Here is a 20,494-nt window from a genome sequence, read left to right on the forward strand (position 1 = left end):
GGATTAATAATGACAGAGCAAGCATACCCACGGGATATGATCGGCTATGGCCCCAAGCCCCCTCACGCCAACTGGCCGGGCGGCGCCAAAATAGCTGTCCAGGTGGTGATGAATTATGAGGAAGGCGGTGAAAACTGTGTGTTGCACGGTGACCCAGCCGCTGAAACCTTTCTGTCAGAAATTGTAAGTGCGCCTCATGTGGAAGACCGCCACATGAGTATGGAATCCATCTATGAATACGGTAGCCGCGCGGGTGTTTGGCGGCTGCTGAGGCTCTTTGAAAAATACGATATTCCGATAACGGTTTTCGCTGTTGCCATGGCGCTACAGCGCCATCCTGAAGTAGCCAAGGCATGCATGGATGCAGGACATGAAATCTGTAGCCACGGCCTCCGCTGGATCAACTATCAGAATGTAGATATTAAAACCGAACGCCAGCATATGCAGGACGCCATCAAGATCATTCAGGATATCACTGGCGAGCGACCACTTGGCTGGTATACGGGCCGTACAAGCCCCAACACAGGCAAACTGGTGGCAGAGGAAGGTGGTTTCCTTTATGACGCGGATGATTACAGTGATGACCTGCCCTTCTGGAAAACGGTGGACGGGAGCCCGCAACTGGTTGTGCCCTATACGCTTGATGTAAATGACATGCGTTTCGCAGCAGTTCAGGGTTTTAACGCTGGTGACCAGTTCTTTAACTATCTGAAAGATGCCTTCGATACACTGTATGAAGAAGGTGAAACCAACCCCAAGATGATGTCTGTTGGGCTTCATTGCCGCCTTATTGGTCGCCCGGGGCGCATCAAAGCGCTCGAACGTTTCTTTGAATATGCACGCTCCCATAAAGACGTATGGTTCTGCCGCCGCATTGACATTGCCAAACACTGGCACAGTGAACACCCTTATAAGGGAGAGAAATAATGCCCTTCATGAAACAAAGGCCGAGCGAGATTTCTGAAACCGAATTTATGGTGACATATGGTGTGATTTACGAACATTCACCGTGGATTGCCAAAGGTGCATGGGAAGCGAAAGACTCTGGAAACCTTGACACGCTTCAAGGCCTTCATAACGCCATGAAGAAGGCTGTCGCAGATGGTAGTGATGAAGCCAAAATGCGGCTTATCTGTGCCCACCCCGATCTGGCAGGCAAGCTGGCAATCAGTGGTGAACTGACCGAAGAATCGAAATCAGAGCAGGCTGGCGCAGAGCTTGATCGCTGTACACCGGAAGAATTTGAAGAATTCCAGACCTTGAATGCTGATTATAAAACCAAATTCGGATTCCCGTTTATTGTGGCCGTGAAAGGCATGGACCGTACAGAAATTCTGGCCCACTTCAGAGCCCGTATCAATAATGATAGGGAAACAGAGTTCGCCACTGCACTTGAACAAATTGACCGCATTGCCTTCTTCAGGCTTTCAGACCTAGCGGAATAAAGGACACCAACATGACAGACCACAGCTTTACGCGCTTTATCAATATGGCGTCCCCGCGCTTGGGTGCAGAAGTAATATTCGCCACAGACGATTTCTTTGCTGATAAAAGCCGCCTGATCAAAGACGAAGAAGCAGTTTTCATCCCCGGCAAATATGATGATAACGGCAAATGGATGGACGGGTGGGAAAGCCGCCGTAAACGAGGACAAGGTTTTGATCACTGCATCCTGAAACTGGGACAAGCCGGCATTATCAAGGGCCTTGATATCGACACCAGCCATTTCACTGGCAACTTTCCGCCTGCTGCTTCTGTTGAAGCTTGTTTCAACAAAACAGATACACCCGGAGAAGAAGCTGAATGGGTTGAGATTGTGCCGTCAATGAACCTGAACGGCGACAGCCACCATCTGGTTGCTGTAGAGAATGATACACCCTTCACGCACTTACGCCTGAATATCTACCCTGATGGGGGTGTTGCTCGTCTGCGTGTGTATGGTGAATTCTATAAGGTTTGGCAGGAAAGCGATTACGGCAAGGAAATGGACCTGCTCGCCATGGAGAATGGTAGCCGCCCGATCATTGCCAATAACGAGCATTTTGGCGTGCTTTCAAACATCATGCAGCCCGGTAAAGGCATTAATATGGGCGATGGTTGGGAAACACGACGCCGCCGGGAACCCGGGAATGATTGGGCGATTGTTGCCCTTGGTCATACAGGAGAAATTAACCGCATTCTTGTAGATACAGCCTATTTCAAAGGTAACTTCCCTGAAAGCATCAGCCTGCAGGCAGCACGAGTGGCGGGCGGCACAGATGATAGCCTACCGGTTCAAAGCCAATTCTGGGAAGAACTGATGCCGCGCCAGAAACTTACAGCTGATGCTGAACACACTTTTGAGAGCGAACTGAATAAGCTTGGCCCTATCAGCCATGTTCGAATTAATATCTATCCAGATGGCGGTATCAGCCGTCTCCGTTTGTTTGGAACTCTAGATAAAGACTAAGATTAATGAGCAAATTCCTAACCGCTGGCCTTTTGGGATTATTCCTTATGCTGACACCTACCGTGCAGGCGGATGATAAAGATATTATCCGCGGAAAGATGCAAGCCTGGCTTGATGCCTATAACACCAAAGACATTAGCGCACTTATGGCTCTATACGGCGACCGTATCTATTATGCTAATAACGGCAGTGATTTAGTAACATCCATAGAGCAAATCCGAGCTAACTATGGTGCACAGTTCAAGGCTGGTGGCGGTGCAACCGTTGAATTTTCAGAGGAATTGGTAACTGTAGGTGAAAAGCTTGCGCATATCGCAGGAAAATACCGTGTGAATATCCCACAAGGAGACGGTAAAGCACAGAGCTTTTACGGTAGGGTTTTATTGATCTTTGAAAAACAGACTGACGAGTGGAAACTGGTAGTTGATTTTGATAATCAGGGCAAAAACCTGTCAGCAGAAAACTTCCACTAACAGGCAATATTTTCAAAGCTTATTCAGCAATAGTTGTGCGGTTACGGCCGCCTTCTTTTGATTTATAGAGTGCAGCGTCAGCACGTTCCACGAAATCCGAAAGCGCCTCGCCGGGCTTAAATTCTGCAATTCCGAGCGACAGAGTTACATTACCAAAATCTTTTTCCGCTTGCCTATTGCGAACACGTTGAGAACCGATTTTATCGCGGATGTTATCCACAAGCTTAAAGCCATCTTCAATCTGTGTGTCTGGCAGGACAAGTGCAAACTCTTCACCACCATAACGAGCTGCTAAATCGCTCCCCTTCACATTGGCATGAAGCGCACCAGCAACAAGTTTCAAAACCTGATCACCCACCTGGTGACCGAAGGTATCATTAAACTTCTTGAAGAAATCGATATCCCCAACGGCGAGACAGAGCTTGCTGCCGTCTTTCTCTGCCATCTCGGAAGCTGCCTTAAGAAACGCGTCAAACTTCTTCCGGTTTGCGATACCGGTGAGAGCGTCTGTGTAGCTTTCTTTTTCCGCCTGTTTCAGATTTGATTGCAACGTTTCAATTTCAGCCGAGGATTTTTCAAGGCGCGCTTGAAGCTGCGCATTGGTTTCCTGAATACGGCGGGTTTCCTGCATCATATTCTGCACAAAGGCCTCGATACCAGTAATGGACGCATCTTCGCTGAAAGATTTAAGGTTATCCTTGATGGAAGCGCGCACGCCTTCAATTTCTGAAGAAGCACCACCAATAACTTCAAGCATTTTATCCGCCTGCTCTTTCATATGAGCACCGGTTTCCTGCAGAAGCGCGCCTTCTTTCTCATAGCCCAGATATGTATCATACAGTGACTGGTTGACCATGCCGTCAAAGTCGGCATCATCCCTGATCATCTGATCAAGTGCTATCTTCAAATCCGGATAACGCTGGCTAACATAGCTATACCAAATTGCAAAATTAGGTGGTGCTGGAGGCACCTTATGGCTGTCCATCAGTTCAATTGCCTGTTTAGCAATATCCCCTGCTTTGTTCATCCCATCGCCAAAGCTCATAATCTCTCCGCGATCATCAATCTAGTGTTCCCTTGCTAACCCCAAATCGATACAAATACTTGTACGGTTCATGAACTCTCGTTCACGCACCACAACAATTAACACTTTGTTAAACATTTTGACAGACGAAAATACAGGAATGTCTATTTTACTCGTATAATCGTTGCTTATGTGAAACGAACTTTCTAAATCATGGCGTTAAAACAATAACAGGTGCATAGTCTTATGGCTGATCTAGAAGAAAAACTAACTGATTTGGAATGCAAATTCGCTTTCCAGCAAGAAACTATTGATACGCTGAACACTGAGCTAACCAAACAGTGGAAGGAAATTGATAGTCTAAAAAACGCTATTCACCGCCTACACGAACAATTGCTGGATCTGGAATCGTCAGGTGGGAAACCAGAAATCGAACCACCACCACCGCACTATTAAGCATAAGTTTCGCTATTTACTTGCTTTTAATGGTGGATTGATCAATCTAAAATACATTGATCAAAGGGGGGCACTAGATGCGGGATATCCTCGCAAGTTTTTTTGGCACTTCATCTATCATGCTTAACGATGTTGAGCAGAAATCCACTCGCATGGTGTTCAACCCCGGTGAAACCATTTTCTCACAGGAAGAAGAAGGCAACACAGTATTCTTTGTATTAACTGGCAGGGTAAAAGCAGTACTTTATTCAAACGCCGGTGAAGAAGTATGGCTTGATGAATTTGGTAGCGGTACATTATTTGGGGAAATGGCTGTACTTAGTGCCCAAAGTCGAACTGCCGATATCGTAGCCTCAACTCGTGTAGAACTCGCTGCTTTCTCGGCCGCATGCTTTTTAGATTTAATGGAGAACCATGGCAGTGTTGGGCTTGCTGTCTCCAAAATGCTGGCTGACCGAGTTCATAAAACCACTCAGCGCATGTACGAACTTACAGCAGTTTCAGCCAAAGGCCGAGTCCATGCCGAGCTATTACGCCTTGCAAGAAGACAAAATAATCAGCTTCTTGTTGAAAATATCCCAGCCTACACGGTGCTTGCGAAACGTGTTAACAGTACGCGGGAAACAGTTTCCCGCACTGTGAATGAACTTGTTCGCAAAGGTGCCGTGGAAAAGAAAGGCAGCGACCTTATAATTCTTGATAGATCGGCACTTACAAGAAAAACATCCTGGGTAAATTAACGGACACGCAAACTAAAAAGCTTCAGCGCTTGTTGTCCTTTCCGAGCTTCAACCTTACCAACGGTTTCACAGCGGTATTTTTCTTCAGCGCTTAGTGCCAGAGCACAGGCAAAGGGCTCACTCACATATATTGAACCAGGCACAGTTACGGGCTCAATACGGGCCGCAAAAGCTACCTCTGTTCCGAATACCCCAATCCGGTTCGTAAAAGGATCCCGCATTTCATGTACTGGGCCATAATGACCTCCGATACGAAGCGCGAGAAATTCCGGCAATCCAATTTCAGCAAGATCAATAGCCCTGAATGTTTCCTGCAAGTCACTTGCTACATTGGCTGCGGCCTCTACACTATCCAGCACAAGGAATAAACCATCCCCCCAAGTATTCAGATGTTCAAGCTGCCGTCCCTGTGTGTTTACGCAGATGGCCAAGGGCCGCAGGATTTTATCGATAAACACAGGAACCTGACTGTCTGTAAGCGCGCCAAATCCCCGCACATCGGCAAAAACCATCGCCTTCAAATCGCGACTGGCTGTTAGTTCTTCGGCATTGTCTCCGGCCCCTGTTGCTTTCCTTGTATCTCTTGGATAAGGGATAATAATCTGATCACGCCCTGCTTGCTCCCACACTTTTGCATCTCTTGCAGTACCCGCTTTTGCTGTTGGGTTTTTCTGATCCCAAATCAACAACTGCAACGGTTTTGTGGCTAAACGCTCTGCCTTAAGAACTGCCAACCCCATCGCGGTTTCGCTGGCAAACGCTGTGAACATATCATCTGTTTTGAGATTATCGCCCGAGAGATATCGCACTGTTTTAGCAGCCGCTTTACAAGCCCAAAAGCGCGGCACCCAGTGCTCTCCGAAGGGGACGACTGACGTTTCGAGAAACAGTTCATCGGGGCACGGCAGAACCAAATGAAATTCTGCATTTGCTTCAAGTGCCTTCTCTGCAATCAGGATATCAGAACCAGCTGCGAGTGCACCATAAACATAACCAATATTTTCAGAGAGAATTTTATCCAGAATAGATTTACCAAGCCCATAAACAGAAGCTTCATCAAGAACATTCCCGTCGCCATCAAGGCCGAAAATATGTCCTGCAAAATGAAGGGTTTTCGGGGGCCTAAATTTATCAAGCCAACTAATATCTGCGTTATTTACCGTAGCAAGCAGTTCAAACTGTTTCAGAGTAGAGGCATGAGCATCATAATTCTCGGGATCAAGAGATATAGCATCCGTTAAATTAGTTTCAGCGCGTACATGATCACCTAAAATGAAATAGGCCTCAGCCACGGTTGCCATATGATAATAAGCATCCTGCCCGGGTTTAGGTGAATATCCCCTGGTTTTATGAAGAACTTCATCCGCGGTCGCACGAGCATTATCAATATCTCCCGCAAGCATCTGCATTGCGGCGGTGTTGATACCAGTATAGGTACCGCCTGTTGCTTCGTAGGCGTGATAATATTTTTCAGCAGCCTGCCGCGCCAGTTCCTGTTTGTGAGATTGATGACTTTCCACCATCCGGCTTTTCAAAAGCCGCCCACCCAGCGCCAGAATATCTTCGTTATCTGAAACTGTATCCAGCCCCAGACGGAAATACTCTTTCTCCGCCTGCTCAAGCGCACCAGCTCTAAGCAGCGTTAGGATTGAGTTATATTGCTCCGTCGGGGACATAATCTTTTACAACTTATCTAGCCGTTAACCGCGGCCATCACCAGGGCCATCATCATCGCCACCATTCCCTACATCTGGATCAATAATTACCGGCGTAACGGCCGATTTAATGTCCTCAGGGTTCTGCCAAACATCAATAAACAGGTTATAAACATAGGGTTTTTCCTGCTTAATCTTGTTTTCATCATCCACATAGATAGTCTTAGAACGCCCATACCCAAGAGGGTCGTCCTGAAGCTTTGTTTGATTAACAAAGTTATTCAATGGATCAGGCGTTTTAAGCGTAAAGGGAGCAATCGTTGGCTGGAAAAACCAGCTATCGACAGCAAGTGTAAACACAAGGCGCTGACGTCCCTTAACCTCAAAGAAAAACGGATTTTCTGATGTTACAGGCGCAAACTGGACATCTGGAATAGCTTTTAAGATTTCATCACGCCCAAGAAAACCCGGGATTGGTTTGCTACGTCCGACACAATATTGTCCGGAGGGCGACATTCCAATCTTGATAATGGTTGTAAATTGCTTACGCTTATCAAGCGTTGCATCTAATTCTTGAACCAATTCATACATAATTCATTCCCCTATAGTAAATAAGATACAGTTATTCTGTGGAAAACCCTCTATCAAGAAGGCTCTTCTCCAATTGTTTCAGTTGTTCGCTATTGCTCACAGCACTCAGTAATTTATGTAGTGAGCGCATATAGTGAGGGTGTTGCTTTTCTCTGGCGGCAATAGAATGCAATACAGAAGTATCACTTTCTAAATATTGAATTACCTGTTCGACTTCCGAAAATTGTCCAGCTTCTCTGAGAGCTTCAATTTTCAACGCATACGCTAACAATAAAGTTCTTCGCCCTTCTTTAACGACAAAAGCTTGCTGCGCATTTGATAAAATGCGATCTAAAATATCAGTGATTTTAGAAATGTTATCTTGCTCTAATTTTAGCTCCTTATTGATCCGGTAATTTAGGAGGCTAACAGAGAAATCGAAATGCGCTCTAGATTTTGGGCGTACTATTGCCCTACCTAATACTTCCTGTGAAATAGTTTTTACATCTTCTAACTGAGTACGTGACGCTGAATATTGACCGTCAGCATAATAGGCTTTAGCCAAACCTATCTGCATATAACCTTGTTGCATTTTCTTATTAAAATTTGCCTCATCTGCGGTACTAATCTCTTTAGCTACAGCGACCGCCTGAATGAAATAAGTGATCGCATCTTTATATTTTCCTTGATACATTTTCAGCAGGGCAAGAGCATGGAGTGGCGCAATTAATTCACTATGAAAAACCTTATTTTTAGGATTTTTCTCGTGCAAATCTCGTAAAATACTTAACTCTTTTTGGCGTGCTTCTTCGACCTCATCAGCATGTCCAAACCTCAATAAAGCATCTGCTATCCAAGCGTATGTATCCGCAATCTTTGCCTTTAAATTATTATCCTCCGGCATTTTTAATGCTAGATTTTGCCGAATTTGTAATGTCTTCTGATAGCTATGGTGAGCCGCTACTGGCTGAGATAAACTTAGTAATTGCAAGGTGCCTATGTTACTATGCGCATAGGCTAGTTCCTTTTGCCATTCAATATTATATGGCTCCATATCCACCAATCGCTCAGCAAGGCGCTTATATTCTTGCATTGCTACTGAAGCAGCTTCAGAATCCCTCGCAGACAAAGCCTGATTTCCTAGATAAAAAACACTCTGAGCATGCTCAAAAATACGTTGAGGGTTATCCGGGTCCCTTGCAAGTAAAACCGCCGTCGCTTGTTGTGCACTGCTGTACATCTTGCCAGCTTCTATAGCTTTTCCCCTGCGGTCTTGAATCTGTCCTAAAAGATGAAACGCCCTTGAGCGGCGGCCCATGGCATCATCAGATACATCATCCAAATCCTGCGCGTTATAATAATCCACAGCTTTGGTACCCACAGCATCAAGCACATCAAGCCGGCCAACAGGTTCCAATTTATCGCGCAGATCAGTGAGCATAAATTCGATTAAATCTTCCGCTTCAGCACGGTGCCGCTCGGCAGCATTTCGTGCTGTAGTTGCTTGATAGGTTAATGCACCCATCACTATCATGCCCAGAATGCTGGCGCTCGTGATAGCCATCACGCGGCGCTGCTTTCTTTGCAGTTCTCGCTCCACCAACTGATCAAGCCCAACCCCAAGTAGGCCTGCGATCAGCTTCTGAATACCTCTCTTTCGGCCATCTGATTGCTCGCGAATATCAGCTGCTATAGGTTCTGTACGAATATGTGAGAGCGTACCAGCGGGGGAGATACGGTACCGGAGGGCTGGTGGAAAACATTCCACCTCTTTATCATCAGTATCAGAAGCCCACGGCTCCCCTGAAAGAATCAAAGGCAGAACATATTTTTCACCGCGTAACTTTTTGAATTCGATAATTTCTTTGTTGACCCAGCGAGAAGCTGCCGCAGAAGGTGAACACAAAACAATCATGAACTCAGATTGCCCTAAAGCCTTCGCAACCTCAGCTGTAAGATCTTCCGCAACAGGCAATTCTTCACGGTCTCGAAAAAACTGCCCCAATTTCAACGGCACAACACCAATACCCGTTGTTTTACCCACCAATCTTTTGGGTACTTTATATTTTTCCAACTCTTTGTGGATCTCTTCCCCAAGAGCAGCGTCTTTGTGGCTATAGCTGATAAACGCTTTATACTTATAGTTGCTCACTATGCTCTCTCCTTCACAGTGCAGCTTTCATATACAACTATATCGGCACGCTAAAACCCGCGAGGCAAGCGGAAATTCAATGCAGCGTGATGAAGATCACGCGTAGAGCCCACAATAGTTTGATAAGAATTAATTTCACGAGGTAATTACAAGCCAACAACGGCAAAACATCAAGATTGGTTAGCATCCAATGGAACTGTTAAAAATAATAGATTTCATAGCCTTATCCGCTACCGCTACGTTGTTTTTCGTTGGGCTTAAATACTCGGTTGCGATCATTACTAACTGGGTTTGCGCAGTGGTATCAGGGGGATACCACTATGTAATAAAAGGCTCAGTTCGCGCACCACTTTCTGTTTCTGAATTATATCAGTTCATAAGTGAAGCGCTATTTTACGGTGTAACATTTCTGAGCTTGCCTGTGCTGGTTTCCAGCATGAGTGGTAACTGGGGAATGGGGGAACTCACGCTTATACTCGCGGGAAGTATGCTCCTTGCAACACCTAGCATACTCTACAAAGTAGATAAGCTATTGAAAGGAAATAACACTGCGGCTGTTCCATAATATGGAATGTCTGGAAGAGTTACTCGAGATTTAGTGCAGCTCTCTCCCTCATGGTGCCCATCCCCATCATACCCTGCTGGTCCCACGGTATCATGAAGAATTTAAAGCGCCCCGCTTTACTGTACTAAATCTTTCGTGCCAGTCAGTTTTACGGTTACTGACTGGCACATTTTTATTTTGAGGAACTTTTATGAAGCGTACATAACTCAATCGCTGCATCAATCAAGTTATCCAGAATGCCCATACCAAGTTTCAATCTGATATCTCGCGCTTTCCCTTCACCTAACACCGTAAGATTCATAGTGAAACCTGAAACCTGATGAATGAAGAGCGCTACCTGATAAAGATCATCCCGGTCAGCTCTATATCCAAAACGATCAAACAATGTGATGATACGAGTAGTGAAATTATGGATGTGGGTTTCACGAAGTTCGGCGATTTCCGGCACACGGCCAATTACCTTCATGATCTCGATATATACCTCGTTATCCAGATACTGATTTTCATAAATACGCTTATAAAGACGGTGAAACATCTCATAGATATCTGATGCCTGATCATCAACCGTATTATAAATATCTTCAAAATCCGCATTTATGTGATCGTACCACCGAAGCGTTAAAGCATAGAGAATTGTCTCTTTATCTTCAAAATACTGATAAAGTGTACCAATACTCATACCCGCCTTTTTCGCGATATGATTAGTAGTAAGCTTGCTATAACCATATTCAAATAACAGCTCACTCGTTGCATCGAGAATTTTACTAACTGTATTTTCACCGCGTTTCGTTAGCGGCACACGCCTTTTGGCTTTGCCCATGCCACGAGGCATCTCTTTGTTCATTTAGTCAGCCCTGAAAGTTACTCCGATTATCTTCATCCCCCATCAAGGCTCTATTCAAACATGCCACTCGCTATTTTTGCAATAAAATATCATGTGCATGAGTGGCCTTTAAATTTTAGCCAAAGAAGTAGTGTTTTTGAGCAAGAGAGAAATAAGGAAACACTACTTCAAATTTTTAAGACCGAACGATTTCGCTACATCAGGTAATATGGGTCATCTCATGCACAATGAACTCCTTCACTGCACCCTCAACCGCTTTCGAATAAGTAGCTAAATGCGGTGCCGCCATATGCTTCTGCCATACCGCACGCGATTCCCAGTTTTCATAAAACATGAAAACCGAAGGATCATCATTATCCTGATGAAGGTCATACTGAAGGCATCCTTCTTCGGCGAGGGTTGGTGCCACAAGTTTTTTCAGCTCCGCCTTCACAAGTTCCATCTTATCTGCATGAGCTTTAATATGGGCAACAATCGTGAGCTTTGTCATTCTGCTTTACTCCGCTTTCATACCGTCAAGAACAGTTTTGCCGATTGAAGCACCACTTTCCTGTGCTACATGGGCTGCCTTTAAATTCTCCACCGTCATCGCGCCTATATTCCTTGTAACCGTAGACTTTAATATGCCTTTATCCAGCATGTCAGAAACCCGGGTCAAAAGTTGGTGCTGTGCATCCATATCTTCTGTTTGGAACATGGAACGCGTAAACATAAACTCCCAACTGAAAGAAAGGGCTTTTGGCTTTATTGATGCCATATCAAGGGATTGTGGATCATCAATCAGGGCAATATGTCCCCGGGGTTTGATAAGCTCAACAATGGCACCAAAGTGCTTATCTGTGTGAGTGAGCGACGCAACATATTTGGGCTGAATACCAAGTGATTTAATTTCCTCATCAAGCGGGTTCCGGTGATTGATAACATGATCAGCCCCCATTTCTTTTACCCAAGTTTCTGTATCTGCTCTGGAAGCTGTCGCAATAACCGTTAAACTCGTAAGCTGTTTTGCGAGTTGAATAAGAATAGATCCAACGCCACCAGCAGCACCGACAATAAGAAGAGCTTCTCCTTCTCCATCTCCTTCCTTCAAGCCAAAACTATCAAAAAGAATTTCCCACGCGGTAATACTGGTAAGCGGCAAGCCAGCGGCCTCTGCAAACTCAAGTGACGACGGCTTTTTCCCAACAATTCGTTCATCAACCAGTTGATATTCCGCATTTGAACCGGGACGGGTTATATCACCCGCATAAAACACTTCATCACCCGGCTGGAATAGAGTTACATCAGCTCCAACGGCTTTTACTGTGCCTGCAGCGTCAAAACCCAAAACGCGAGGGCTACCATCTTCCAGCTGCATCAAAGCACGGACCTTCACATCCACTGGATTCATGGAAACGCCCTGAACCTTTACCAGAATATCTTTTGGGCCCGGAACAGGTATATCTGTTTCAAATTCAACGAGCGAATTCACCGCTGTAATTGGGCCTGTTTCACTATAACCAATCGCTTTCATATCATTATCTTTCTGCTGAATAACTTATCTATCCCCAATGTAATCATTCAGGTACGCATGATAATCTTGATTGATACGAAATCATTATTCGGATATTTTTGATAAATGGATATTCTTTCACTCAGGTTATTTCTCAGAGTAGCTGCGCTTGGCGCGGTCTCCGCAGCTGCGCGAGATTTATCTTTATCGCCAGCAAGCGCGAGTGCCCGGCTTTCAAAACTTGAAGAAACAGTAGGTTTCATCCTCTTCAACCGAACAACACGAGCTGTATCACTCACCACTGACGGCGCTGCTTTCCATCCGTATGCCGAGCAGATGATTGAAACACTGGAAAACGGTTTGAATATGGTAAGCGGTAATAACAAAGCCACTCATGGTCAGCTTCGCGTTACTATGCCCGGATCTTTTGCGCGAATGCACATCATCCCGTATCTGGCTGAATTCCATGAGAAGTTCCCGGACATCCAGCTTGACCTCAGGCTATCAGATGAAGTGCTCGATCTTGTGGAAGGTGCCTATGACCTCAGCATCAGAAACGCCCCCCTTGCAGACAGCAGCATGATTGCGCGTAAGCTCGCTCCAGATAAACGCCTACTGCTTGCCTCACCAGATTACATAGAGAAACACGGCGCACCTACATCACCAGAAGATTTAAAGCACCACCGCTGTGTTATTTTAGGGGAAAGGAGCAGTTGGAAATTTAAGGATGGCCAATCTGTTCAAGTACCGTGTAGCCACGTTGTAAACGATGGTGAAGCCATGCGCATGATGCTCAAACAAGGCCTCGGGATCGGTATGAAATCACTATGGAACGGTTACCAGGAAATCAGTAAAGGTACGCTTGTTGAAGTGATGCCTGATTATCCTCTTCTCACAGAATCAGCTATCTGGGCCATTTACCCTAGCAATCGTATCATCGCCCCCAAGGTGCGAGTCTTTATTGATTTCCTCCTAATGAAATTTAAGCCCACCGCTCCATGGGAAGAATAACAAGGTTAATTTGCTAACATACATTTTACGATCAAATCAAATGTATGGCTTTTCGATGGACCAAATAAATCATGAGCATAGAGAATAGCTTCTGGCCAATCTGAATCCTGATACTGAATGAAAGCTGCATAAAATGCTTCTTTCACCTCTTCCTCTTTAGCTCCGTTATGTAGTTTGCCGTCAATACGCATGGCCATCAATAAAAGCCCTAACCAGCGCTCAAGATTCTTATCCTGTTTACAGCCCCAGAATTTTTGCCACAGGCTGGGGTTCGTTTTGGCGATATAACACTTAGCCATGCAAGGCAGGATTTTCTGCATCACATGGTCTGTATAAGACAGAGCATTTGTGTTGATCATCAGCATTTTCCGTGAACCCTTTTGGATAAGCATTCGCATATTCACAGGGTCAACGGATCAATGATAAAACCACCTCCAATAAAAATGCTTTGGAGGCACTCTTTCCGTCATCTCGTTAGAGAAGAAATATATTATTTCCGGAGAGTATCAGTGCCTCACTGCTTCAAAAGCCTGTTTATATACGTTCTATTTGTCAGTCATGCTGCTTTAGCTGGCGATATAAAAGAACCCAAGTTACTGAGTGATAGTTCCTACAGCGAATACTGGGAACAGCAGTTTCTTTTTGAAAATAAAACTCTGGCTACCTCTCAGTTCCTCATCACCAACCTGCCCTTCAGCAAACACCACGGTATTATGGTGGGTACTTTGAAAGAACCTTCCAAAGACAGCATCATTATTAAAAATGGCCGGAAAAAAACCGGCTGGTTTTACAGCACAGAACCTGCAGAAACCATGAGCATTTTCCAACACAAACTCATAGCCGATGAAAAAGGTTATTTGATGCAGCTCCATAACACCGCTGCTGAAGTAGATGTGCTGTTCACGAAAGACTATCAGGCCATAAATCTGATCCCGAAAAATGAAGCAGAAAACCTGCCACAGGTCACTTTATATGCACCTGCTGCACAAGCTTATGGCCGCTGGCGGGCTGGACCAGAAATTGGTGGTGCAGGTGAAAACGGTAACTGGCTAGATTTAGGATGGGGTTTCGGTTACGGCCTTCATGTAGTGCACACAGAAACCCCAAACAAACAATTAAAGAAGTGGATACGTTTTTCAGGCCTGACTGAAAACAAAGAAGCCGCCCCAATTCTCCATATTTTTGAAACTCCCTCAGGCAGACAAATTCGCTCACTCACACTTATGCAAAAAACAGGGAAACCTACCACATTTGAAAATATCACTTTCAAACCAATCACACCAATGAGCTGGCAGATTACCGGTATATCTGGCGATAGTACTATGAAAGGAGAGATTGCCATCTCTGAACCCCTCGATGTTTTTAATCTCAAAGACCAACTGAATGCCATAGAAAAACTGGCGGCTGGATCTATGGCAGATGTGGAACGCCACAAATATCTGACCACATACCAATTCACATTGACCACAGGTGAAAGCGTAAAAGCCTTCACGGGCAATGCTCTTATGGAAAATATCATCTTCGGGAAAGAACAGAAAAAGCGCCCACGGCGCCGGAGATAGGCTTCTAGAAGCTGGTTTCCACAAAGATACCAAACGTTCTTGGACGCGGCGGTGTTATTTGGTCGCGATTACGAAACAAAAAGCTATTGCCAAAAGCGAAAGTATTGTCTGTGGAGTCTGTCAGGTTACGAACATAGAACCCAAGCTTCCATCGTTCCCTAAACAACTGAAGGCGGGCGTTTGCAATCCCATATCCCCCCATAGCTGGTGACGAACCTTCATTAAATCCGATTGCCGATTCCCCAGTATAGGCATAATCAGCAGCAATCGTCGCAGACCAATCATTATTAATGGAGAACTGATAAAGCGCCGCCAAACTATATGTACTTCCCGGAATCGTGGGCAAACGGTCCCCTCTTTGAGCACCAAGAAAAACATTATCTTCCCGTAGTTCCGTTTCATTACCAAACAGGGAACCTGTTAATTCAAAACCGGGAAACAAACGAGCAGAAAACTCTATTTCATAACCAAGGCTACGCGCGTCACCCACGTTGGTGATAAAGGGAAACCCTGCTTCTGATATTTGGTCTGACTGAATATCAAACCAATCCACATAATAAACCGACGCATTGAGGGATAATGCTCTATCAAACCAGAATGATTTGATACCCAATTCATAGTTCACCAGTTCATCAGATTCAAACACTTCGCTTTCAACATTCCCCTGTTCATCCTCAGGTCCTTGCACGGCTTGCAAGGCTTCGATCGGTGTATTGATATTAATGCCCCCAACCCGGTATCCCATAGAAACCTGAGCATAGGTTTGAATAGCATCTGTCCACTGATACCGAAGCGCCAATTTTGGTGTTAACTCTTCAGTATCTGCATCTTCATCCAGAGCAAAGTTGGTGTTATCTGGGGTAAACAACGAAGCATATTCTACCTCGGTTTTATGCTTCGAATAGCGAAGCCCACCAGTTACACTAAATTTATCTGTAACTTGGTAACTGGCTTCCCCAAAAAATGCGAATTCAAAAACGGTTTCATCACGTTCTTCAGTTTGCGCTACTTCCGGGGATTGGCCTGCATTGCCTTGCAACAACAAGCTATCAAGATCATTGTTTCGGCCTAGAAAATAAAACCCAAGAAGCCAATCGAAATCGCCATTACCTTCAGACTGCAGTCTGGTTTCATGGCTAATGGTTCTATATTCATCACGGCTAAAATAACCCACAGCGTTCTGGGTGAAAAAGTCGGAGAAAGCATTTACTTCCTGAAACTGACCAAAGCCTTCGAGAACAGGTAAAGTGCCTGCCGCAGATCTAATTGTATCGATAAAAGGCAGTCCAATAGTTGCATCAGCCGTTTCCGTTACCCCCCGGCTTACAAAGGCTGTTGCGCTAGTCAACAGAGTCGAACCTATCTTACCTTTCAGCGTTAAGCTGCCATGGAAAAAGGAATCTTCATAGGGCTCTGGGGTAAAGGTATCTTTCTGGTTTCTTGATTGGTCTACGAAGTAATACTGAGCATCATCATAGTTAATACCCTGCAGGTTTACCGATGCTTCCAGAGACCAGTTCGGGTTAATTTGCCATAAGAGCGACGGCCTTAGCCCCCATATCCGCAAATCGTTAGTATCTGTTTCACCAAGACGCGGATTATCAATATACCCATCATGCCCTTCAAAATATCCAGATACCCGAAGTGCCAGTTTATCTTCAACAAGGGGCTGATTGTAGACTGCATCAAGCGTTAATCCAGGGCCTGCACCCTTCGTTGCTTCCACTGCTATACGAGTTCTGAAACCTGTCTCTGTTAAATCAGGTTTGTTGGAAACAATCCGGTACAAGCCTCCCAAAGACCCCGCTCCATAAAGGGTTCCTTGCGGGCCTCGCACCAGTTCAATACGTTCCACATCAAACAAGCGTATATCCGGGTTAGTATCACTGAAGTTCACAGGTGTTTCATCAATATAAACGCCGACCACACCCTGGGTTCGGTCAGAAAAGGCACCATCAGAAAGGCCTCGTACAAAAATCTTGTTTCTGCCTGGCCCAAGGTTTGTTGAAAATACACCTGCGAGATGTGGCGCTAGTGACTGAAGGTCATACGCCTGTAGATCATCAAACTGCAAAGACGATACACCAGCAATACTGACGGGCACTTCAAAGTTTGTCTCAGTCCTCTTGGTCGCTGTTACTACAACATCTTCTATATAGCTTGCTCGGGGTTCATCAGCAGTACGCTTTGCTCTCACCACAGGCTTATTTTCAGAAGTGGTTTTAGAGAGCAATATCTGTACGGAATTTGGTGTAATAAATCTAAATTCCAGCCCGGTTCCATCGAGAATAGCTCTAAGCGCGGCACGTTTTGAAAGGCTGCCACCCGTACCTTCTGTTTTAAGGGCTGAGATATTAACCCCAGAGTAATTGATAGAAAGTCGGGCTTTTTCAGAAAATGCGATAAGTGCTTCTTCGAGCGTACCGGCTTTAATATCATATAGACCGTTTTGCGCGTATGCAGGTTGCTCAACAACCAGCATTTCAACACAAAAGAGAGCTCCAAAGGCAGCCAACATGCTTCCAGTTCTAGTCACTCAAAACTCTCTATTGCTGCTTACGGTTAAGACTGTAGGTATTACTATCAGCTCTCAACTCCATGCCGGTGAATTCCGCTAACTCTCGAAGCATTGTCTCTGGTTCTGTAACCACCAGTGTACCGGAAAACACTGTATCTCCTTCAGCTGTAACTACCGCATGAATAGTCGGATAAATCAGCTGAATTTGCTCAAGTACTTCACTGATTGGCTGTTCTTTGAACCGTAACACCCCTTCAGTCCAATTTCCTATTGTGGCTGGGTCTACTTCCTTGAGAATTGGTTCATCACTTGTAGATGCATAAGTCGCTACAGTGCCCGGTTCAATAAGGATTGCTGGAGTTTTCTCCTCACCTGCCTGCGACGCCACCGAAACCAAACCTTCATTCACCGAAACCCGGTCAAATCCATCTGCTTTCAAAACTTCAAAGCGCGTTCCCACAACACGCACTTGCCGTTCACCTGTATTCACATAGAAAGGTCGATCTTTATCGGAAACCACATCAAAGAAAGCGCGACCACTTTCAAGCGCTACATTGCGTGCACCATCATCCATTTCCACAGAAATACGGCTACCGGCAAAAAGGGTTACCCGTGAACCATCCATCAATTTTACATTTTTTAAACCTTCAGTACTGGCTGAATAGATATGAGGATCAGATGGTGCATCATAAAAGGGCGTTTGCGGGAAAAACATGACAAAAAGCAGGGCAGCTACAGCAGCTAGACCCGTGGCAAACTTTGGCCACACCCAACTAGCATTCATAGGCTTGGGAGCTACTACCCCTTGATTTGAAGGTACCTTAAGATCACTTGCAAAGGCTGCTCTGATCTGCTGTTCATGCTGACCAACACCCACATAAGCCTCTTGTACATATTCAAAGGCATCAGTGTGGACTGGGTCTTCAAGGAGCCATTCCATATGGCGCACGCGTTCCGCATCAGACAAAGCACCGCCAGCAAGCTTCGCCTGCCATTCGGCTGCCTCATCAATGAGTTTCTGATCGATATGTTTCAGATCGTTCGCCATGTTTTTCACTCTATGCCCATATATCTAACGAAATAGATATCAGCCTGCCTCCAAAAAAACTCTTACGGTGCTGCTCTTTTTTTCAAATCAGACAAGGCCTTGATAGCCTTAATCATATGTTTCTCAATGGTACTTTTCGGAATACCTGTTTTTTCTGATATTTCAGAATGGGTTAGCCCTTCAAACCTGTGCAGCAGAAATATCTGCCGGGTTTTATCTGGTAGCTTTTCAATCACCTCTAAGGCCTCCTCCACCTGCTGCTTTGCGGATAACGTGCGGGCAGGATCAATACTTTCAGAACCCCCAATCGCATCCACCGCACCATCAGTATTAAGCTTGCCCCACGCGTCTTCACGTGCGGCTCTGGCCTTCTTCTCCCGTACCCGGTCAATCAACAAATTGTGGGCAATACGCGCTAAAAGGGCCTCTGGCGAGCCTGTCGTTTCTGCATCATATTTGTTTTGGAAGCGGATAAAGCATTCCTGCACAATTTCTTCTGCTTCAGCTTCATTTTTGATTTTGGCATTCACAAAACGGAGTAATGGCCCACGTTGCAGACGGAACAAATCTTCAAAGGATTTGTTGCTGCAAACCTCGTCATTACCCTTACGTAGGGTTTTGTTTTTAATCCAATCAAACATGGCTAAACTCTAGCGTATCCATAATTTTTTAGGAAGCCATGAATTGCTTATGACATTTTTCTAAAAAACTTTGGAGGTGGGTTTTCACTTGCTCCGTTTTTCACCCAAAGCAGGAATTAGCCTTGGAGTGAATTTTATGACTGCACCAACAAACAAAAAAATAAATGTGGCAATTATTGGCATGGGTAACTGCGCGAGCTCGCTTATCCAGGGCATCTATTATTACGGCGCAGACCGTGAGACAGATGCATCAGGGCTGATGCACAGTGAACTGGGTGGCTATAAGCCATCTGATATTCAGATCACCGCCGCTTTTGATATCGACAGCCGTAAAGTGGGCAAAGACGTATCAGAAGCGATTTTCGTTGAACCAAACTGTACAGCTGTTTTCCAGAAAGACATCCCACATCAGGGTGTAGCCGTTCAAATGGGCCATATGCTTGATGGCTATTCAGATCATATGGAAAGCTATCCAGATGAGCGCCGTTTCATGCCCTCTGCTGATACACAGCCAAGCAAAGAAGCTGTTGTAAAAGCGCTTCAGGACGCTGACGTAGACGTAATGATGAACTATCTGCCAGTGGGCAGCCAGAAAGCCACGGAATTTTACGCGGAATGTGCTCTTGAAGCTGGCGTAGCGTTCGTAAACAATATCCCTGTTTTCATTGCCAGCAACCCTGAGTGGGCAGCACGCTTTGAAAATGCAGGTATTCCAATCATTGGCGACGATATCAAAGCCCAGCTTGGCGCAACAATTGTCCACCGTATCCTAACTGATCTGTTCGCCAAACGTGGCGTGGCGATGGACCGCACTTACCAGCTGAACACAGGTGGTAATACTGATTTCCTCAACATGAAAAACCAGAACCGACTGGAATCAAAGAAAGAATCTAAAACAGAAGCTGTACAATCAGTTGCAGCAAGCCGGCTAGATGATGAAAACATTCATGTTGGCCCCAGTGATTATGTGGCGTGGCAAAATGATAACAAAGTATGCTTCCTCCGCATGGAAGGCCGCCTCTTTGGTGATGTGCCAATGAACCTGGAGCTTCGCCTGTCTGTTGAAGATTCGCCAAACTCAGCCGGTGTTGCGATTGATACAATCCGCTGTGCCAAAGTTGCCCTGGACCGCGGCATCGCAGGTGTTGTTGAAGGCCCATCAGCTTATTTCTGTAAGCACCCTCCAATCCAGCATACAGATGATGTTGCCCGCCTGATGACAGAAGCTTTCATAGAAGGCTCCAACGTAACCACTGTACCCGTTCCAGAAGCGTTAGCGGCCCTCGCTAGCTAA

21 protein-coding genes are annotated in these 20,494 nt (G+C 45.4%); 10 read left to right on the top strand and 11 right to left on the bottom strand.

Features of this window, described 5'->3' with window-relative positions:
* The first annotated feature begins 9 nt into the window (after window positions 1-9).
* Genes puuE through MF542_RS15300 form a run of 4 tightly spaced genes read left to right on the top strand, consistent with a single transcriptional unit; the run spans window position 10 to window position 2,922 of the window.
* The gene (gene puuE / locus MF542_RS15285; RefSeq protein ID WP_247021020.1) at window positions 10-927 is read left to right on the top strand and encodes an allantoinase PuuE; all 918 of its coding nucleotides are present in this window, start codon (window positions 10-12) and stop codon (window positions 925-927) included.
* The gene (gene uraD, locus MF542_RS15290) at window positions 927-1,445 is read left to right on the top strand and encodes a 2-oxo-4-hydroxy-4-carboxy-5-ureidoimidazoline decarboxylase (protein ID WP_247021022.1); all 519 of its coding nucleotides are present in this window, start codon (window positions 927-929) and stop codon (window positions 1,443-1,445) included. Before puuE ends, uraD begins: the two co-directional genes overlap by 1 nt.
* A gap of 11 nt (window positions 1,446-1,456) precedes the next feature.
* On the top strand, window positions 1,457-2,449 hold the full coding sequence (alc, locus tag MF542_RS15295; protein WP_247021024.1) for an allantoicase: 993 nt from the start codon (window positions 1,457-1,459) through the stop codon (window positions 2,447-2,449).
* Between the two features lie 5 nt (window positions 2,450-2,454).
* Window positions 2,455-2,922, top strand: a complete 468-nt coding sequence (locus MF542_RS15300; RefSeq protein ID WP_247021026.1) for a YybH family protein — start codon at window positions 2,455-2,457, stop codon at window positions 2,920-2,922.
* A 19-nt stretch (window positions 2,923-2,941) separates the two neighbouring features.
* Here the strand turns inward: MF542_RS15300 and MF542_RS15305 are convergent, their stop codons facing one another.
* The gene (locus tag MF542_RS15305) at window positions 2,942-3,967 is read right to left on the bottom strand and encodes a GGDEF domain-containing protein (protein ID WP_247021028.1); all 1,026 of its coding nucleotides are present in this window, start codon (window positions 3,965-3,967) and stop codon (window positions 2,942-2,944) included.
* A gap of 225 nt (window positions 3,968-4,192) precedes the next feature.
* Here MF542_RS15305 and MF542_RS15310 point away from each other — a divergent pair, with 225 nt between their 5' ends.
* Window positions 4,193-4,402 (top strand): SlyX family protein, encoded by a 210-nt coding sequence (locus MF542_RS15310; protein WP_247021030.1) that lies wholly within the window; start codon window positions 4,193-4,195, stop codon window positions 4,400-4,402.
* A 77-nt stretch (window positions 4,403-4,479) separates the two neighbouring features.
* Entirely contained in the window at window positions 4,480-5,142 is a 663-nt protein-coding gene (locus MF542_RS15315; RefSeq protein WP_247021032.1) for a Crp/Fnr family transcriptional regulator, read from the top strand.
* Here the strand turns inward: MF542_RS15315 and MF542_RS15320 are convergent.
* From MF542_RS15320 to MF542_RS15330, 3 genes are read right to left on the bottom strand one after another with little or no spacing between them, the layout of a single operon-like run.
* On the bottom strand, window positions 5,139-6,818 hold the full coding sequence (locus MF542_RS15320) for an adenylate/guanylate cyclase domain-containing protein (RefSeq protein ID WP_247021034.1): 1,680 nt from the start codon (window positions 6,816-6,818) through the stop codon (window positions 5,139-5,141). The two genes, MF542_RS15315 and MF542_RS15320, sit on opposite strands and share 4 nt — an antisense overlap.
* A gap of 24 nt (window positions 6,819-6,842) precedes the next feature.
* Window positions 6,843-7,388, bottom strand: a complete 546-nt coding sequence (locus MF542_RS15325) for a nucleotide synthetase (RefSeq protein ID WP_247021036.1) — start codon at window positions 7,386-7,388, stop codon at window positions 6,843-6,845.
* Between the two features lie 31 nt (window positions 7,389-7,419).
* Complete coding sequence (locus MF542_RS15330; RefSeq protein ID WP_247021038.1) at window positions 7,420-9,519, bottom strand: toll/interleukin-1 receptor domain-containing protein; 2,100 nt, start codon at window positions 9,517-9,519, stop codon at window positions 7,420-7,422.
* A 190-nt stretch (window positions 9,520-9,709) separates the two neighbouring features.
* Here MF542_RS15330 and MF542_RS15335 point away from each other — a divergent pair, with 190 nt between their 5' ends.
* Entirely contained in the window at window positions 9,710-10,084 is a 375-nt protein-coding gene (locus MF542_RS15335; protein WP_247021039.1) for a hypothetical protein, read from the top strand.
* 172 nt (window positions 10,085-10,256) lie between these two features.
* Here MF542_RS15335 and MF542_RS15340 read toward each other — a convergent pair whose 3' ends face one another.
* The 3 genes from MF542_RS15340 to MF542_RS15350 form a co-directional block, all read right to left on the bottom strand.
* Window positions 10,257-10,928 carry a TetR/AcrR family transcriptional regulator gene (locus MF542_RS15340; RefSeq protein ID WP_247021041.1) on the bottom strand — a complete coding sequence of 224 codons (672 nt, stop codon included), beginning with the start codon at window positions 10,926-10,928 and terminating at the stop codon, window positions 10,257-10,259.
* Between the two features lie 199 nt (window positions 10,929-11,127).
* Window positions 11,128-11,418: a putative quinol monooxygenase gene (locus MF542_RS15345; RefSeq protein ID WP_247021043.1), complete on the bottom strand. Its 291-nt coding sequence runs from the start codon at window positions 11,416-11,418 to the stop codon at window positions 11,128-11,130.
* A gap of 6 nt (window positions 11,419-11,424) precedes the next feature.
* Window positions 11,425-12,441, bottom strand: coding sequence for a zinc-binding alcohol dehydrogenase family protein (locus MF542_RS15350; protein ID WP_247021045.1), 1,017 nt, complete (start codon window positions 12,439-12,441; stop codon window positions 11,425-11,427).
* Window positions 12,442-12,546: 105 nt separating this feature from the next.
* On the opposite strand from MF542_RS15350, the gene MF542_RS15355 reads away from it, so the two are divergent.
* Complete coding sequence (locus MF542_RS15355; protein WP_247021047.1) at window positions 12,547-13,431, top strand: LysR family transcriptional regulator; 885 nt, start codon at window positions 12,547-12,549, stop codon at window positions 13,429-13,431.
* A 5-nt stretch (window positions 13,432-13,436) separates the two neighbouring features.
* Here the strand turns inward: MF542_RS15355 and MF542_RS15360 are convergent, their stop codons facing one another.
* On the bottom strand, window positions 13,437-13,823 hold the full coding sequence (locus MF542_RS15360; protein ID WP_247021049.1) for a hypothetical protein: 387 nt from the start codon (window positions 13,821-13,823) through the stop codon (window positions 13,437-13,439).
* A 117-nt stretch (window positions 13,824-13,940) separates the two neighbouring features.
* On the opposite strand from MF542_RS15360, the gene MF542_RS15365 reads away from it, so the two are divergent.
* Window positions 13,941-14,993 carry a hypothetical protein gene (locus tag MF542_RS15365; RefSeq protein ID WP_247021051.1) on the top strand — a complete coding sequence of 351 codons (1,053 nt, stop codon included), beginning with the start codon at window positions 13,941-13,943 and terminating at the stop codon, window positions 14,991-14,993.
* Between the two features lie 4 nt (window positions 14,994-14,997).
* On the opposite strand, the gene MF542_RS15370 is transcribed toward MF542_RS15365, so the two are convergent.
* From MF542_RS15370 to MF542_RS15380, 3 genes are all read right to left on the bottom strand, one after another.
* Entirely contained in the window at window positions 14,998-17,529 is a 2,532-nt protein-coding gene (locus tag MF542_RS15370; protein WP_247021053.1) for a TonB-dependent receptor, read from the bottom strand.
* A 10-nt stretch (window positions 17,530-17,539) separates the two neighbouring features.
* Window positions 17,540-18,559 (bottom strand): FecR family protein, encoded by a 1,020-nt coding sequence (locus tag MF542_RS15375; RefSeq protein ID WP_247021055.1) that lies wholly within the window; start codon window positions 18,557-18,559, stop codon window positions 17,540-17,542.
* Window positions 18,560-18,621: 62 nt separating this feature from the next.
* On the bottom strand, window positions 18,622-19,200 hold the full coding sequence (locus tag MF542_RS15380; RefSeq protein WP_247021057.1) for an RNA polymerase sigma factor: 579 nt from the start codon (window positions 19,198-19,200) through the stop codon (window positions 18,622-18,624).
* Window positions 19,201-19,336: 136 nt separating this feature from the next.
* Between MF542_RS15380 and MF542_RS15385 the strand changes: the two genes are divergently transcribed.
* Complete coding sequence (locus tag MF542_RS15385; RefSeq protein WP_247021059.1) at window positions 19,337-20,494, top strand: inositol-3-phosphate synthase; 1,158 nt, start codon at window positions 19,337-19,339, stop codon at window positions 20,492-20,494.

This window comes from Kordiimonas laminariae, assembly GCF_023008165.1.
Classification (GTDB): Bacteria; Pseudomonadota; Alphaproteobacteria; order Sphingomonadales; family Kordiimonadaceae; genus Kordiimonas; species Kordiimonas laminariae.

Bases quoted from the DNA above. Each gene is read 5' to 3' on its own strand.
- MF542_RS15340 (WP_247021041.1), bottom strand. From the start codon at position 10,928: ATGAACAAAGAGATGCCTCGTGGCATGGGCAAAGCCAAAAGGCGTGTG.
- MF542_RS15310 (WP_247021030.1), top strand. From the start codon at position 4,193: ATGGCTGATCTAGAAGAAAAACTAACTGATTTGGAATGCAAATTCGCT.
- MF542_RS15325 (WP_247021036.1), bottom strand. From the start codon at position 7,388: ATGTATGAATTGGTTCAAGAATTAGATGCAACGCTTGATAAGCGTAAG.
- MF542_RS15315 (WP_247021032.1), top strand. From the start codon at position 4,480: ATGCGGGATATCCTCGCAAGTTTTTTTGGCACTTCATCTATCATGCTT.
- MF542_RS15355 (WP_247021047.1), top strand. From the start codon at position 12,547: ATGGATATTCTTTCACTCAGGTTATTTCTCAGAGTAGCTGCGCTTGGC.
- MF542_RS15380 (WP_247021057.1), bottom strand. From the start codon at position 19,200: ATGTTTGATTGGATTAAAAACAAAACCCTACGTAAGGGTAATGACGAG.
- MF542_RS15385 (WP_247021059.1), top strand. From the start codon at position 19,337: ATGACTGCACCAACAAACAAAAAAATAAATGTGGCAATTATTGGCATG.
- MF542_RS15345 (WP_247021043.1), bottom strand. From the start codon at position 11,418: ATGACAAAGCTCACGATTGTTGCCCATATTAAAGCTCATGCAGATAAG.
- MF542_RS15375 (WP_247021055.1), bottom strand. From the start codon at position 18,559: ATGGCGAACGATCTGAAACATATCGATCAGAAACTCATTGATGAGGCA.
- MF542_RS15335 (WP_247021039.1), top strand. From the start codon at position 9,710: ATGGAACTGTTAAAAATAATAGATTTCATAGCCTTATCCGCTACCGCT.
- MF542_RS15360 (WP_247021049.1), bottom strand. From the start codon at position 13,823: ATGCTTATCCAAAAGGGTTCACGGAAAATGCTGATGATCAACACAAAT.
- uraD (WP_247021022.1), top strand. From the start codon at position 927: ATGCCCTTCATGAAACAAAGGCCGAGCGAGATTTCTGAAACCGAATTT.
- MF542_RS15300 (WP_247021026.1), top strand. From the start codon at position 2,455: ATGAGCAAATTCCTAACCGCTGGCCTTTTGGGATTATTCCTTATGCTG.
- MF542_RS15350 (WP_247021045.1), bottom strand. From the start codon at position 12,441: ATGAAAGCGATTGGTTATAGTGAAACAGGCCCAATTACAGCGGTGAAT.
- MF542_RS15305 (WP_247021028.1), bottom strand. From the start codon at position 3,967: ATGAGCTTTGGCGATGGGATGAACAAAGCAGGGGATATTGCTAAACAG.
- puuE (WP_247021020.1), top strand. From the start codon at position 10: ATGACAGAGCAAGCATACCCACGGGATATGATCGGCTATGGCCCCAAG.
- MF542_RS15320 (WP_247021034.1), bottom strand. From the start codon at position 6,818: ATGTCCCCGACGGAGCAATATAACTCAATCCTAACGCTGCTTAGAGCT.
- alc (WP_247021024.1), top strand. From the start codon at position 1,457: ATGACAGACCACAGCTTTACGCGCTTTATCAATATGGCGTCCCCGCGC.